We start from the raw sequence: 13,276 nt of genomic DNA on the forward strand, positions 1-13,276 counted from the left end.
ATATTAAAACTTAATGAGGAAAGATCACCCTTAAAAAAGGTGGTTTTTATATTTTTAAGAAGAAGTAAAAAAGGATTAAAGAGTATAGAATATAGAGGAAAGAGAAAGGCCTTCAGTTAAAACTGAAGGCCTTTCTAATAAATGACTTTATCTATGGCGATTCGCCATTACATCATGCCTGGCATTCCGCCACCCATTGGGGGCATTCCGCCACCGCCATCATTGTCTTCTTTAATGTCGACTAAAGCACATTCAGTAGTTAATATCATACCAGCTACAGAAGCTGCGTTCTCTAATGCGATACGTGTTACTTTCTTAGGATCAATAATCCCTGCTTTTAACATATCTACATACGCTTCGCTTTTAGCATCGTACCCAAAGTTTTTCTTTCCTTCCAGCACTTTGTTAATAACTACAGAACCTTCGCCTCCAGCATTTTCAACAATAGTACGTAATGGAGCTTCAATAGCTTTTGATACTATCTGAATACCAGTAGACTCATCTAATGTATCTGTAGTCAATTTTTCAAGTTTTTTAAGTGCACGAACAAACGCTACACCACCACCAGCAACAATGCCTTCTTCCACAGCCGCACGGGTTGCGTGAAGTGCATCATCTACGCGGTCTTTTTTCTCTTTCATCTCCACTTCAGAAGCAGCACCTACATACAATACAGCTACACCGCCAGCTAATTTAGCTAAACGTTCTTGTAACTTTTCTTTGTCGTAGTCGCTTGTTGTGGTTTCAATCTGAGCTTTTATTTGACCAACTCTTGCTTTTATGTCGCTTTTGTTTCCAGCGCCATTTACAATTGTAGTGTTGTCTTTATCGATTGTTACGTTCTCAGCAGAACCTAACATATCAACTGTAGCGTTTTCAAGTGTGAAACCACGTTCTTCGCTAATTACCGTTCCTCCAGTTAAGATTGCTATGTCTTCTAACATTGCTTTTCTGCGGTCTCCAAATCCTGGTGCTTTTACGGCAGCGATTTTAAGGCTTCCGCGCAATTTGTTTACTACTAATGTAGCCAGTGCTTCACCTTCTACATCTTCAGCAATAATCAATAGTGGCTTTCCTTGTTGTGCAACTGGTTCTAATACAGGAAGAAGATCCTTCATGTTTGTGATTTTCTTATCAAAAAGAAGAATCATTGGGTTTTCCAACTCCGTTTGCATTTTTTCACTGTCTGTTACAAAGTAAGGTGACAAGAAACCACGATCAAACTGCATACCTTCAACTACATCAACGTATGTTTCAGTTCCTTTAGCTTCTTCTACAGTGATCACACCTTCTTTACCAACTTTACCGAAAGCTTTGGCGATTAAGTCACCAATTTGCTCATCGTTGTTAGCCGAAATAGATGCAACTTGCTTTATTTTATCTGAAGAATTACCAACTTTAGTGGTTTGTTTTTCAAGGTCAGCAACAATTGCTTCCACAGCTTTGTCGATACCTTTTTTAAGTTCCATTGGATTAGCACCCGCAGCAACGTTTTTAAGTCCTTCCTTAACGATAGCCTGCGCCAAAACAGTTGCGGTTGTTGTACCGTCACCAGCTAAATCGTTAGTTTTCGAAGCTACTTCTTTTACCATTTGAGCGCCCATATTTTCAAGAGCGTCCTCTAGTTCAATTTCTTTTGCTACGGTAACACCATCCTTGGTTACTTGTGGTGCACCAAATGATTTGCTAATAATTACATTACGACCTCTTGGTCCCAATGTTACTTTTACTGCGTTTGCTAATGCATCTACACCGCGCTTAATCGCGTCGCGTGCTTCTACATCAAATTTTATATCTTTTGCCATTTTAAAAATCTTTAATTTTTAAGCTTCCAAAATAAAGAAGCCTTGTATTATTAAACTTATATATTCTATTTTTTTGAGAAAAAACCTTTAAATAATTGCAAGAATATCATCCTCACGCATAATAAGATAATCTTTTCCTTCATACTTTAAATCAGTACCAGAGTACTTTCCGTAAAGTACGGTATCGCCTTTTTTTACAGTCATTTCGTGGTCTTTTTTGCCATTACCAACTGCTATTACGGTACCTCTTTGTGGTTTTTCTTTTGCAGAGTCTGGAATGATAATACCGCTTGAAGTTTTAGTTTCTGCCTCTTGTGGCTCTACCAAAACACGGTCTGAAAGGGGTTGAATTTTTACTGCCATAATAAAATTTTAATTTTATATTTCCCACAAAAGTGGAAATCTTATTTGTTAAACTTAAGTTTAAATGTTGTTATTGCTAATAGGCAGAAACTATGCCACTGCATTTAAACTGACACATTGAAACAAAAAATGCCAGCTTGTCACAAGCTGGCATTTTCAATCAATGATTTAAAAAGAAACGCTTTTAGTTTCCTTGACCTGTAGTATCTGTATCTGTTGTAGTAGGATCTAACATTGGTGTTTCAATGGTCTCATCACCAAATGTATCGGTTGGTACGGCACCACTTCCACCCATAATTGGGATGTTACTCAAAAGGATTAAGGCTAGCAATACAATGGCTAATGTCCATGTACTTTTATCTAAAAAGTCGGTTGTTTTTTTAACACCTCCCATTTGCTGGCCACCGCCACCGCCAAAGGTAGAGGATAATCCGCCTCCTTTAGGGTTTTGTACCATTACTACTACCACCAATAAAAAGGCGACAAAAATTATTAAAACTAAGAATATTGTAAACGTACTCATATTATTGTGTATCTATTATTTTTTCGATTGCACGAATTTGGTCTGCAAAGAAACCACTTTTTTCGGGATTTTTCAAAATTAATATTTTATATGCTTGTATGGCTTTTTTATAGTTTTTTTGTTGCAAATAAACTTTTGCTAAGGTCTCCGTCATTAAAGCGTCTGGCGTCTGGGTGTAGGGCTTTGCTAGGTTTGCTTTAGTTGTTTGTTGTTCGGCAGGTTTAATTTTTGGTTTATCCTGAATAAATTTTTCAATCATTTTAAACTTACGCTCTTGATCTGAAGAACGACTTTCTTGATTAATTTCTTCTGAAAAAGCATCTTTTCTTTCTTCAGTTTTAGACCTATCAATTGGGTTCGCTTTCGTCAATTTTAACCACTCACTAAAAGAATGTGTGTCCTTTTTGGTAAAATCGAGAGGTTTGTCTATTTCTAAGGTTTCTTCTGCTTCGGTTTTCTCGTTTTTTGATTCTATTTTTTTTCGTTCTGAGGTTGAACTAGCTAATTGTTCTACAGATCCCTGTTTCCGTTCAAAAAGGTCTGGATTTAAAATAGCTTCGGCCTTTTTCATTTCGGCTTTCATCTGGTTGTCCAATTCAATAGCTGTTTGTTCTGAAATGTTCTCTGAAACTACGTCAATTTCACTTACAGAAGAATCATGTTGTTGGATTAACTGAGAAATTTCATTTTGAGCGAATGTTTCCGAAGTAATAAATTCAAACAAGATATCGCGATTTGTCGTATAAGCGGCCGTAACCTTTAAAGCATCGTTGTATAAAAAACTATTCTGACTTTTAAGTGCTTTTAGTTGTAAAGCCCGAGCACTTTGGAAATAGGGGTATTTTTTGATTACCATATCTAATTGTTCCATAGCCTCTTTATCTAAATGCTGAGGTTTTGAAAGTAAATCGGTATAGTTTTTTGTGTTCAAAATATTACCAGTTTGCGAGCGATTTATTAAAAATATCTTGGGTGATGCGTTCAAAAATTACATTGAGGGCATCGTCTAAGGCTGAGCCTGTTAATTGAGCGGCACCATCATAGTCAAAGTAAAAAGAGAATCGTTGCTCAAAATCTTTTTCTTCGTCATCAGAATTATAAAAGCGAACATTAACGGCAACAGTTAATCGGTTTTGCGCTGCTGTACTTTGCGAAGTTGCTGTAATGGGAGCGATGTAATATTCTACAATTTCGCCTTCATAAGCCAAATCGCCGTTGTTGTTAACCAAGTCTAGACTTGTTTGGTTTAATAATAAATCTTGTAGTTGAATAGTGAAATCGCGAGCTATTCCTGGTTCAACAATAGGTGCGTTATTTTGAAATAAATTTACTTGAAAAGTTTTGGTTTGTGAATAATCAATATCGGCGCCAGTAAACGAATACGCACTGCAACCTTGCAGCAAGACCGCAACCACACTAATTAATAAAAGTTGTTTCAATTTTTTCATACTAAAAATGGCTGCTTTAATTATAAATTATACTGCTTAATCTTCCTATAAAGTGTACGTTCTGAAATTCCTAACTCTTCAGCGGCGTCTTTTCGTTTTCCACCGTATTTGTCCAAGGATTTTTTAATGAGTTCCAGCTCTTTATCTTGAAGGGAAAGGCTTTCTTCTTCTTGAATTTCTTCAGCAAAATCATACTTATCACTTCGCTTGCTTTCTTCGGAATCATTTTCTGAAGCTTTTGAGGGGATCCCCAATACTTCTATATCTGAAGCGTCTTCATCTTCATCTTCAACAATGGAAGCCAAATGTTCTTCGTGGTTGTTGTCTTCATCATAAATTTTATTGATTAGTGATGAATTCTCTTCCTTAACTTTACTAGCATTCCCACTCTTCATTAATTCTAACGTTAACTTTTTTAAATCGTTGACGTCACGTTGCATATCGAACAAAACCTTATACAGTATTTCTCGTTCGTTACTAAAGCTACTTTCCTGTTTTTTATTATTAATGACGGCAGGTAAATTACTGCCCACATCGGGTAAGTAGTTCTTTAGTGTCTCGTGTGAGATGGAACGTTCTTGTTCTAATACTGAAATTTGCTCGGCGATATTTCGAAGTTGTCTAATGTTTCCACCCCATCTGTATTTTAAAAGCAACCCTACGGCATCGTCATCTAATCGTACTGTTGGCATTTTATATTTTTGAGCAAAATCTGACGCAAATTTTCTAAACAATAAATGAATGTCTTCTTTACGTTCGCGCAGTGGCGGAATATTGATTTCTACCGTACTTAAACGATAGTACAAATCTTCCCTGAATTTTTCTTTTTGAATGGCTTCAACCATTTTTACATTGGTGGCGGCTACAATACGCACATCGGTCTTTTGTATTTTTGAAGAGCCTACTTTTAAAAACTCACCATTTTCCAATACTCTTAATAAGCGCACTTGAGTAGGTAGAGGTAGTTCGCCTACTTCATCTAAGAAAATAGTACCTCCATCAGCTACTTCAAAATAACCGTTACGAGTTGCTGTGGCTCCCGTAAAGGCTCCCTTTTCGTGACCAAATAATTCGCTGTCTATCGTTCCTTCAGGGATAGCACCACAGTTTACTGCTATGTATTTTCCATGTTTCCTATGCGAAAGCGCGTGGATTATTTTTGGAATACTCTCTTTACCCACACCACTTTCACCGGTTACCAATACCGAAATATCGGTCGGGGCAACCTGAATGGCTTTTTCTATCGCACGATTTAATTTTGGGTCATCCCCAATAATTCCGAACCGTTGTTTAGTTGCTTGTATACTTTCCATATCTCCTTCCCATAAAAACGGGAATCTATTTTAATTTAGTAATATTCGTAGCTCCCTTGGGTTTGCAAAACACCGTTTAATTCTGTCTCGGAATTCACGGGATAACTAGCGTTGTTATAGTCATAAGAGCTAGTAATTATATAGTTTTCTGAAGGGTCGCTGCTTATAAGTATTGTTTTTGTAACGTTATTGGGTGAAAAGAATAATGAATGACTTGATAATAATCCACCATCTCTTTTAACTATATTAAAGTAAAAGTTGTGAAACTCGTTATAAAAAGGATTGGTTTTCCCGTCATATTCATACTCATAGTTTTTTTTACTTTTGAAATATGCTGTGGATTGCTTTATTTCGGAAATATTTGAAGCATCATCGTGAATTATAAGCTCATCTCTTACAATTCCAAGGTCAGCGATATATTTTGTTGAGGTTAAAACTCTATTATTATTGAAATGAAATTCTTTTTTTTCCTGACCAGGAGTATACCATTGTGCAGTAATTTGGTTGGTTTGATATGTGAATTTTATCGAATCTTCAACCACTCCGTCATTATTTTCATCTATGTATATTTTTTGAAGTTTATTTTCAGAATTATAAAAATAACTTTCAACAATATCAATAGGTTGGTTTAAGTACTTTCGGGACTTTTTTGTTACTTCTCCCAGATCGTTATAGGTATATTCCCAAGTTTTATCACCAAAAACATCTATTATATGGTCTTTAGTTTTTTTTCCGTTTTCGTCAAAAAAATATTCAATCATATTCCCGTTTGGAGTGCCGTTTCCGTCGAATATTATCTCAGTATACTTTTTAATCTTGAATTCTACATTTTGCTCTTCAGGTTCTGGGTTTTCATCGTCACTGGAGCACGCCAATAAGAATAAACTTGCTGTAAATAGAAATATAAAATGTTTCATAATTTAATTATTTTCTGAATACCCAACTGCTTCCCCAATTAGGGTAGCTGTAGTGCAATCGTTAATTTTTACATTCACAAAATCACCTACTTTATAGTGTTCTTTCGGGAAAACCGCTACCGTATTATGCTGTGTACGCCCGCTCCATTCGCGATCACTCTTTTTAGACTCTTTTTCAATCAATACTTCTACCGTTTTACCTAAAAATTGTTTGGTGCGATAGGCACTGTGTTGTTGCTGTAGGGCTACAATTTCAGTCAACCTAAGCTTTTTTGTTTCTTCTGGGACATCGTCTTCAAATTTACGAGCAGCCATTGTACCTGGACGTTCGGAATATTTATACATATAACCAAAACCATATTTTACGTTTTCCATTAAAGTTAACGTATCCTGATGATCTTGTTCCGTTTCTGTAGGGAAACCGATTATCATATCTTGCGAAATATAACAATCTGGAATAACTTTACGAATGGTATTTATTAACTCAAAATACTCTTCGCGTGTGTGCAGGCGATTCATTTCTTTTAAAATACGGTTGCTGCCACTTTGTACAGGAAGGTGAATGTGGTTGCAGATATTTTTATGTTTTACCATACTGTGTAAAACATCTTCGGTCATATCTTGCGGATTGCTAGTTGAAAATCGCACGCGCATTTTAGGCTGAGCCGTTGCAACCAACTCTAATAACCCTGCAAAGTTAGTGGCTGTTGCTTTTTGCATTTCCGAAGCATTTTTAAAATCTTTTTTCAATCCGCCGCCGTACCATAAATAGCTGTCTACGTTTTGTCCTAAAAGTGTAATTTCTTTGTAACCTTTTTCGGCTAAATCGTTTACTTCTTTTAGAATACTTTGTGGATTCCGGCTACGTTCGCGACCTCTTGTAAAAGGAACCACACAAAATGTGCACATATTATCACAACCTCTAGTAATGCTTACTAAAGCAGTTACCCCATTACTGCCCAAACGTACAGGCGAAACATCGCCATAGGTTTCCTCTTTACTTAAAACTACATTTACTGCATCACGACCGGCCTCTACTTCTTCAATTAAATTGGGAAGGTCTTTGTAAGCATCGGGACCTACAACCATATCCACGATTTTTTCTTCTTCCAGAAATTTACTTTTTAAGCGTTCGGCCATACAACCTAATACACCTACTTTCATTTTCGGATTCTCGCGTTTTACAGCGTTGTATTTTTCAAGGCGTTTTCTAACGGTCTGTTCGGCTTTATCCCGAATGGAACACGTATTTACCAACACTAAGTCGGCTTCTTCCAGCTTTTGTGTGGTGTTGAATCCTTCTTTGGCAAGAATAGAAGCTACAATCTCACTATCGCTAAAGTTCATTTGGCAGCCATAGCTTTCAATATAAAGTTTACGAGCGTTTTCTTTTTTAGGTTCTAGTACTAACGCGTCGCCTTGTATGTTTTCATCAATGATTTTCTCTTCCATAGTTCAATCTAAATAATATGAATTGTTGTAAGAAACAATTGGATTGCAAAGATACAATTAAAAACCTGTTCGTGCCAAAATGGCAGATTTCTTTTTTATAAATTTACAGTCTAAATTACTAAACTAACTAATAAATGGAACATCCTATATTTCAAAAAATTGAACAAGCTGCTAAACCAGACTTTGGTAATATATTATCAAAAAGCTTCAACCTGTTTAAAAAAGTATGGATTGAGGGTACTGTGCATATTTTAATTGCACTCGCTATATCTATTCCGGTCATGATTTTGGCTTATGTGCCGTTAGTTCCTATGATGATAAAAGAAAGTCAAATGTCCTACGGTCAAGAGTTCAATCCTTTTGTTGAATATTCTGTACCCGTTATTATAGGTTATTTTCTTTTGTTGTTTGTCTTGATTTTTATTGCGCAAGTGTTCAATTATGGCATTTCTGCCCATCTTTATAAAGTGATACAAAAAGCCGATACAGGTAAACCAATGGATATAGGCGGCTATTTTGTTTTTTTGAAAGGTAATTTCAGTAAACTATTTGTCTTGTCTTTGGCAGCTATGGGAGTTGCCGTTTTAGCTACGCTGCTATGTTATCTACCTCTGTTTTACGTGATGGTGCCTTTGCAGTTGCTAATTGTTATTTTTGCTTTTAACCCAGAATTGTCTGTTTCAGAAATAATTAAAGCTAGCTTTAAACTGGGTAATAAATTCTGGCTTATCATTTTCGGATTGATAATTATTTCAGGTTTAATTGCACAAGTAGGGATACTCCTTTGCTTTATAGGAATATTTGTAACTGCTTCCTTTGTGCACCTGCCTATGTATTATGTCTATAAAGATGCAATAGGGTTTGAAGGTAATCCATTACCTTCGGAAACAGCAACTATATAACTAAGAAGACTATTGTTTCAAAACTTTCTTTATTTCGGCAAGCGCTTCTTTTTCATCACCCCAGCCTTCAATGGTTACAGTGTCAACCGTGTCGTAATTTGAAAACCAAAGTTCAATTATTTTAAGCGCGTTGGGATATTTTTCTGTAAATTCAGTAAATGTACTGGCGGGGACAGTTTGCAGCCTTTTTTCTGAAGGAATACAGATTACCTTATAATCTTGCTCTCCATTATCTAGTATTTTCAATACTCCAATCGGAATGGTTTCCACCACTGAACCGGAAAGTAAGCTTGAGGAAATAACCAGCGCATCTAGCGGGTCTCCGTCGCCACCCTTTGAAGAATCTGAATACGTGGATGGAATAAAGCCGTAATTACCAGGATAGGGTAGGTATTCGATTATTCGGTCTTTCCCGTCCCTTTGATCGACTTTTAATTTTTTTAGTTCTTTATTATATTCAATTTTAGCGTTGGTTCCAGCAGGTATTTCAATCACGACATGAATTGTATTGTTGTTTGAAAAGGTAGGAACGTCTGCCAATGACTGGCAACTTTGAAATAAAAAGAAAACTGTTCCTATTAATATAAGCCTTAAAACTAGATACTTTCGGTGCTTGTAAAATTGAATCATGTGGCAGATAGTATTAAAATTAACACCTGTAATCTCTTGATTTTTTGGCTTATACCGTGTTAATGGAAGCCTAAATTTTAAAAGGTAAACAATGGAGTAAAAAAAATCACATACTTTTGTAACCCAAACAAAAATGTATATGGCAAAGAATTTAGTGATAGTAGAGTCGCCCGCGAAGGCTAAAACCATTGAAAAATTTTTAGGAAAAGATTTCAAGGTTACTTCCAGTTTTGGGCACATTGCAGATCTGCCGTCAAAAGAGATAGGTGTTGATACCGAGGGAGATTTTACTCCTAAATATATAGTACCGAGCGATAAAAAGAGCTTGGTAAAAGATTTAAAGAAACTGGCAGGCAAAGCAGAGATGGTTTGGCTAGCGAGTGATGAGGACCGAGAAGGAGAGGCGATAGCGTGGCATTTAGCCGAAGAGCTAGACTTGAAAGATGAAAAAACGAAACGAATTGTTTTTCATGAGATCACTAAAACGGCCATATTAAAAGCGATTGAAAACCCTCGAAAAATAGATTATAATCTTGTAAATGCCCAGCAAGCACGTCGAATTTTGGACCGCTTGGTAGGATATGAACTTTCGCCGGTTTTATGGCGAAAAGTAAAAGGAGGTCTTTCCGCGGGACGGGTACAAAGTGTTGCCGTACGATTAATTGTAGAGCGCGAACGTGATATTGAAGTGTTTAGCCCAGTTGCTTCGTATCGAGTGGATGCCGAATTTAAAACCGAAGACGGCAGCACATTTAAAGCAAAAATTCCGAAAAACTTTGAAACCGAAAAAGCGGCTAGAGAGTTTCTTCAGAAAAATGTAGGTGCAAATTATAAAATAGCCGACCTTACTAAAAAGCCAGCTAAAAAATCACCTGCACCACCATTTACAACATCAACGCTTCAGCAGGAAGCAGCAAGAAAGTTATATTTTTCAGTTGGAAAAACAATGACCATTGCACAACGGTTGTACGAAGCTGGTTTAATTACCTATATGCGTACCGATAGCGTCAACCTCTCAAACGATGCTAAAAAAGCAGCCGAAAAGGAAATTGGTTCTGCTTATGGTGATAAATACAGCCAGCCAAGAAACTATAAAGGAAAATCTAAAGGAGCGCAAGAGGCGCACGAGGCCATTCGCCCTACTGAAATGGCAAAACATGGTATTCAAGGAGATCGTGATCAAGAACGGTTGTACGATTTAATTTGGAAACGTACCATCGCTTCGCAAATGAGCGATGCACAATTAGAACGCACTAATGTAAAAATTGATGTGCTGGGGAAAGAAAAGGTGTCAGAACAATTCACTGCTAATGGTGAAATGATAAAATTTGACGGGTTCCTTAAAGTGTACTTAGAAGGTACTGATACCGAAGATGAAGAAAAAGACGGTATGTTGCCTAAACTTACTAAAGGTGATGACTTAGATAATAAGTTTATTACAGCAACCGAGCGTTTTACAAGACCACCGTATCGATTCACGGAAGCTTCTTTGGTAAAACGATTAGAAGAGTTAGGTATTGGCCGTCCGTCAACTTATGCGCCAACAATTTCGACTATTATAAGTCGAAACTATGTGGAGAAAGGAACCGTTGAAGGTGTGGAGCGAAAGTATATTCAGTTAACGCTTGCAAAAGATGCTGTTAAAGATAAAACGTTGACAGAAACCGTTGGGAGCGATAAAGGAAAATTGGTCCCGACCGATATTGGAATGATTGTAAATGATTTCTTAGTAGAGCACTTCGGAAATATTCTTGATTACAATTTTACGGCTAAAGTAGAAGAAGACTTTGATGACATTGCCGAAGGAAAAGAGCAGTGGAAAGAAATGCTTCAGGATTTTTATAAAAAATTCCATCCGCACGTAGAAGATGTGCAAGAAAACGCCGAGCGCGAAAGTGGGGAACGCATTTTGGGTGAACACCCTGAAACTGGAAGAACCATTTTGGTTCGATTAGGAAAATACGGTCCGATGGCTCAAATTGGAGCACCAGACGATGAAGAAAAGCAATTTGCAAGTTTACGTCCAGACCAACAGTTGCACTTAGTGACCCTTGAAGAAGTGTTAGATTTATTTAAACTTCCAAAAGACTTAGGTGTTTACGATGGGGAAGAGGTACAAACTAACAACGGCCGTTATGGACCGTATGTGCGATGGGGTAAAAAATTCATTTCATTACCAAAAGGCTTAGATCCTTTAGATGTAGATATGGAAAAAGCCAAAGAACTAATTGAAGAAAAGAAAAAAGCCGATGCTCCAATATATGAATATGAAGATTTACCTGTACAAAAAGGAGTAGGTCGCTTTGGTCCGTTTATTAAATGGAACAATATGTTTATTAACGTAAACAAGAAGTATGATTTCGATAATCTTTCCGAAGAAGATATCATTGAATTGATTGAAACAAAAAAGCAGAAAGAAATCGATAAACTTATAAACGAATGGCCAGATGAAGGTATTCGTTTAGAAAAAGCACGATGGGGACGTTTCAATTTAATAAAGGGTAAAACTAAAGTTGAGTTGCCAAAAACTACAAAGGCAGATAAAATAACACTTGATGAGGCTAAAGATATTTTAGAGAAAAAGGGGCCTAAAAAGAAAGCCAAGAAAAAGGCAACCAAGAAAAAATCAACTAAGAAGAAAACGACAGCTAAGAAAAAATAATGATAGAATTTCTCTCGCCGGTTTCAAAAAAAGTAATCGCCCATAAAGAAGTTTTACCGGAAGGTGTTTTAGGTAAAAAAATTGAAACACATACTAATACAGGTGAACTTCCTGATTTAAAAAATGTAAAATTCGCTATTTTAGGAATTCTTGAAAATAGGAATGACGTAAATTATATTGGGGAAACAATTTCTTTAGACGATTTTAGAAAAGCTTTTTACTCATTATACCCTGGAAATTGGTCACACGATATCATCGATATTGGTAATATTAATAAAGGTGAGACAGTTCAGGATACTTTTTTTGCAGTAAAAACTGTAGTAGAGGCGTTGCTTAAAAGAAATATTATTCCGCTTATTCTTGGAGGTAGTCAAGATTTGCTATATGCTCATTATAGAGCTTATGATTCACACGGAAGTATGATCAATTTAGCTAACGTAGATACTAAATTTGATTTAGGTGATGCAGAAAAACCAATAAACAATAAATCTTTTGTAGGAAAAATAATTATTGACAAGCCGTATAATCTATTTAATTATAGCTTGTTAGGATATCAATCATATTTTAACGCTCCAGAAGAGATTGCTTTAATGGAAAAATTGTATTTTGACGCCTATAGACTCGGTGAAGTTACCCAGGATATTTCGGTTGTTGAACCAATATTACGTGATGCCGATATTGTTACTTTAGATATTTCAGCAATAAAGAATGCAGAAATGAGTTATAACAATATAACCAGTCCAAACGGATTTGATGGTCGTGAAATTTGTGCTATATCGCGATATGCAGGAATAAGCAACCGAGTAAGTTCTTTTGGTATTTATGAATTGAAAGATTTTAAAAATGCTGAAACTGGAGCTATGTTAGTAGCTCAAATACTTTGGTATTTTATTGAAGGAGTCAATTTTAGAGTACAAGAAGGTGAGTTTGATAATGAAAAAAATTACACTACTTATAAAGTGCCAATTGACGATGAGGTGCTGACCTTTAAAAAAAGCAATAAAACTGGACGATGGTGGATAGAACTACCATTTATTTCAGGTGTTAATAATAAATTAAAAACACCAACGTTATTACCTTGCACTTATGGCGATTATTTGAGTGCAACGAATCAAGAAATTCCAGAAAGGTGGTTTAAAGCCCGCCGTAAGAATGAAGTATAATCTAACAAACTAAGAATAACGAGAGTTTAGGGTTTTTTTAAGAAATATGTTGCTTTTTAAAAATTTTATAAATAGGTTTACGCCCTTAAATCTCGAAA

At 36.2% G+C, this 13,276-nt stretch carries 12 protein-coding genes; 3 read left to right on the forward strand and 9 right to left on the reverse strand.

Annotated features, from left to right (window positions below):
* Positions 1 to 167: 167 nt before the first annotated feature.
* The 8 genes from groL to miaB form a co-directional block, all read right to left on the reverse strand.
* A complete protein-coding gene (gene groL, locus DZ858_RS06330) occupies positions 168 to 1,805 on the reverse strand; it encodes a chaperonin GroEL (RefSeq protein WP_117158729.1) in 1,638 nt (545 codons plus the stop codon).
* 87 nt (positions 1,806 to 1,892) lie between these two features.
* Positions 1,893 to 2,168: a co-chaperone GroES gene (locus tag DZ858_RS06335; protein ID WP_117158730.1), complete on the reverse strand. Its 276-nt coding sequence runs from the start codon at positions 2,166 to 2,168 to the stop codon at positions 1,893 to 1,895.
* Between the two features lie 184 nt (positions 2,169 to 2,352).
* The gene (gene secG, locus DZ858_RS06340; RefSeq protein WP_117158731.1) at positions 2,353 to 2,691 is read right to left on the reverse strand and encodes a preprotein translocase subunit SecG; all 339 of its coding nucleotides are present in this window, start codon (positions 2,689 to 2,691) and stop codon (positions 2,353 to 2,355) included.
* Position 2,692: 1 nt separating this feature from the next.
* Positions 2,693 to 3,622, reverse strand: coding sequence for a hypothetical protein (locus DZ858_RS06345; protein WP_117158732.1), 930 nt, complete (start codon positions 3,620 to 3,622; stop codon positions 2,693 to 2,695).
* Between the two features lie 4 nt (positions 3,623 to 3,626).
* On the reverse strand, positions 3,627 to 4,139 hold the full coding sequence (gene lptE, locus DZ858_RS06350; protein ID WP_117158733.1) for an LptE family protein: 513 nt from the start codon (positions 4,137 to 4,139) through the stop codon (positions 3,627 to 3,629).
* Positions 4,140 to 4,159: 20 nt separating this feature from the next.
* Positions 4,160 to 5,452, reverse strand: a complete 1,293-nt coding sequence (locus DZ858_RS06355) for a sigma 54-interacting transcriptional regulator (protein WP_117158734.1) — start codon at positions 5,450 to 5,452, stop codon at positions 4,160 to 4,162.
* Between the two features lie 35 nt (positions 5,453 to 5,487).
* Positions 5,488 to 6,369, reverse strand: a complete 882-nt coding sequence (locus DZ858_RS06360; protein WP_117158735.1) for a hypothetical protein — start codon at positions 6,367 to 6,369, stop codon at positions 5,488 to 5,490.
* A 3-nt stretch (positions 6,370 to 6,372) separates the two neighbouring features.
* Positions 6,373 to 7,821 (reverse strand): tRNA (N6-isopentenyl adenosine(37)-C2)-methylthiotransferase MiaB, encoded by a 1,449-nt coding sequence (gene miaB / locus DZ858_RS06365; RefSeq protein WP_117158736.1) that lies wholly within the window; start codon positions 7,819 to 7,821, stop codon positions 6,373 to 6,375.
* 134 nt (positions 7,822 to 7,955) lie between these two features.
* On the opposite strand from miaB, the gene DZ858_RS06370 reads away from it, so the two are divergent.
* A complete protein-coding gene (locus DZ858_RS06370; protein ID WP_117158737.1) occupies positions 7,956 to 8,723 on the forward strand; it encodes a hypothetical protein in 768 nt (255 codons plus the stop codon).
* A gap of 9 nt (positions 8,724 to 8,732) precedes the next feature.
* On the opposite strand, the gene DZ858_RS06375 is transcribed toward DZ858_RS06370, so the two are convergent.
* Complete coding sequence (locus DZ858_RS06375) at positions 8,733 to 9,353, reverse strand: inorganic diphosphatase (RefSeq protein ID WP_158548355.1); 621 nt, start codon at positions 9,351 to 9,353, stop codon at positions 8,733 to 8,735.
* A 139-nt stretch (positions 9,354 to 9,492) separates the two neighbouring features.
* Between DZ858_RS06375 and topA the strand changes: the two genes are divergently transcribed.
* Positions 9,493 to 12,015 (forward strand): type I DNA topoisomerase, encoded by a 2,523-nt coding sequence (topA, locus tag DZ858_RS06380; protein ID WP_117158739.1) that lies wholly within the window; start codon positions 9,493 to 9,495, stop codon positions 12,013 to 12,015.
* On the forward strand, positions 12,015 to 13,178 hold the full coding sequence (locus DZ858_RS06385) for a formimidoylglutamase (protein WP_117158740.1): 1,164 nt from the start codon (positions 12,015 to 12,017) through the stop codon (positions 13,176 to 13,178). The genes topA and DZ858_RS06385 overlap by 1 nt, the downstream gene beginning before the upstream one ends.
* Positions 13,179 to 13,276: the final 98 nt, after the last annotated feature.

The sequence above is a fragment of the Marixanthomonas ophiurae genome, assembly GCF_003413745.1.
Classification (GTDB): domain Bacteria; phylum Bacteroidota; class Bacteroidia; order Flavobacteriales; family Flavobacteriaceae; genus Marixanthomonas; species Marixanthomonas ophiurae.

Bases quoted from the DNA above. Each gene is read 5' to 3' on its own strand.
- DZ858_RS06355 (WP_117158734.1), bottom strand. From the start codon at position 5,452: ATGGAAAGTATACAAGCAACTAAACAACGGTTCGGAATTATTGGGGAT.
- topA (WP_117158739.1), top strand. From the start codon at position 9,493: ATGGCAAAGAATTTAGTGATAGTAGAGTCGCCCGCGAAGGCTAAAACC.
- DZ858_RS06360 (WP_117158735.1), bottom strand. From the start codon at position 6,369: ATGAAACATTTTATATTTCTATTTACAGCAAGTTTATTCTTATTGGCG.
- lptE (WP_117158733.1), bottom strand. From the start codon at position 4,139: ATGAAAAAATTGAAACAACTTTTATTAATTAGTGTGGTTGCGGTCTTG.
- DZ858_RS06335 (WP_117158730.1), bottom strand. From the start codon at position 2,168: ATGGCAGTAAAAATTCAACCCCTTTCAGACCGTGTTTTGGTAGAGCCA.
- DZ858_RS06370 (WP_117158737.1), top strand. From the start codon at position 7,956: ATGGAACATCCTATATTTCAAAAAATTGAACAAGCTGCTAAACCAGAC.
- secG (WP_117158731.1), bottom strand. From the start codon at position 2,691: ATGAGTACGTTTACAATATTCTTAGTTTTAATAATTTTTGTCGCCTTT.
- DZ858_RS06385 (WP_117158740.1), top strand. From the start codon at position 12,015: ATGATAGAATTTCTCTCGCCGGTTTCAAAAAAAGTAATCGCCCATAAA.
- groL (WP_117158729.1), bottom strand. From the start codon at position 1,805: ATGGCAAAAGATATAAAATTTGATGTAGAAGCACGCGACGCGATTAAG.
- DZ858_RS06375 (WP_158548355.1), bottom strand. From the start codon at position 9,353: ATGATTCAATTTTACAAGCACCGAAAGTATCTAGTTTTAAGGCTTATA.
- miaB (WP_117158736.1), bottom strand. From the start codon at position 7,821: ATGGAAGAGAAAATCATTGATGAAAACATACAAGGCGACGCGTTAGTA.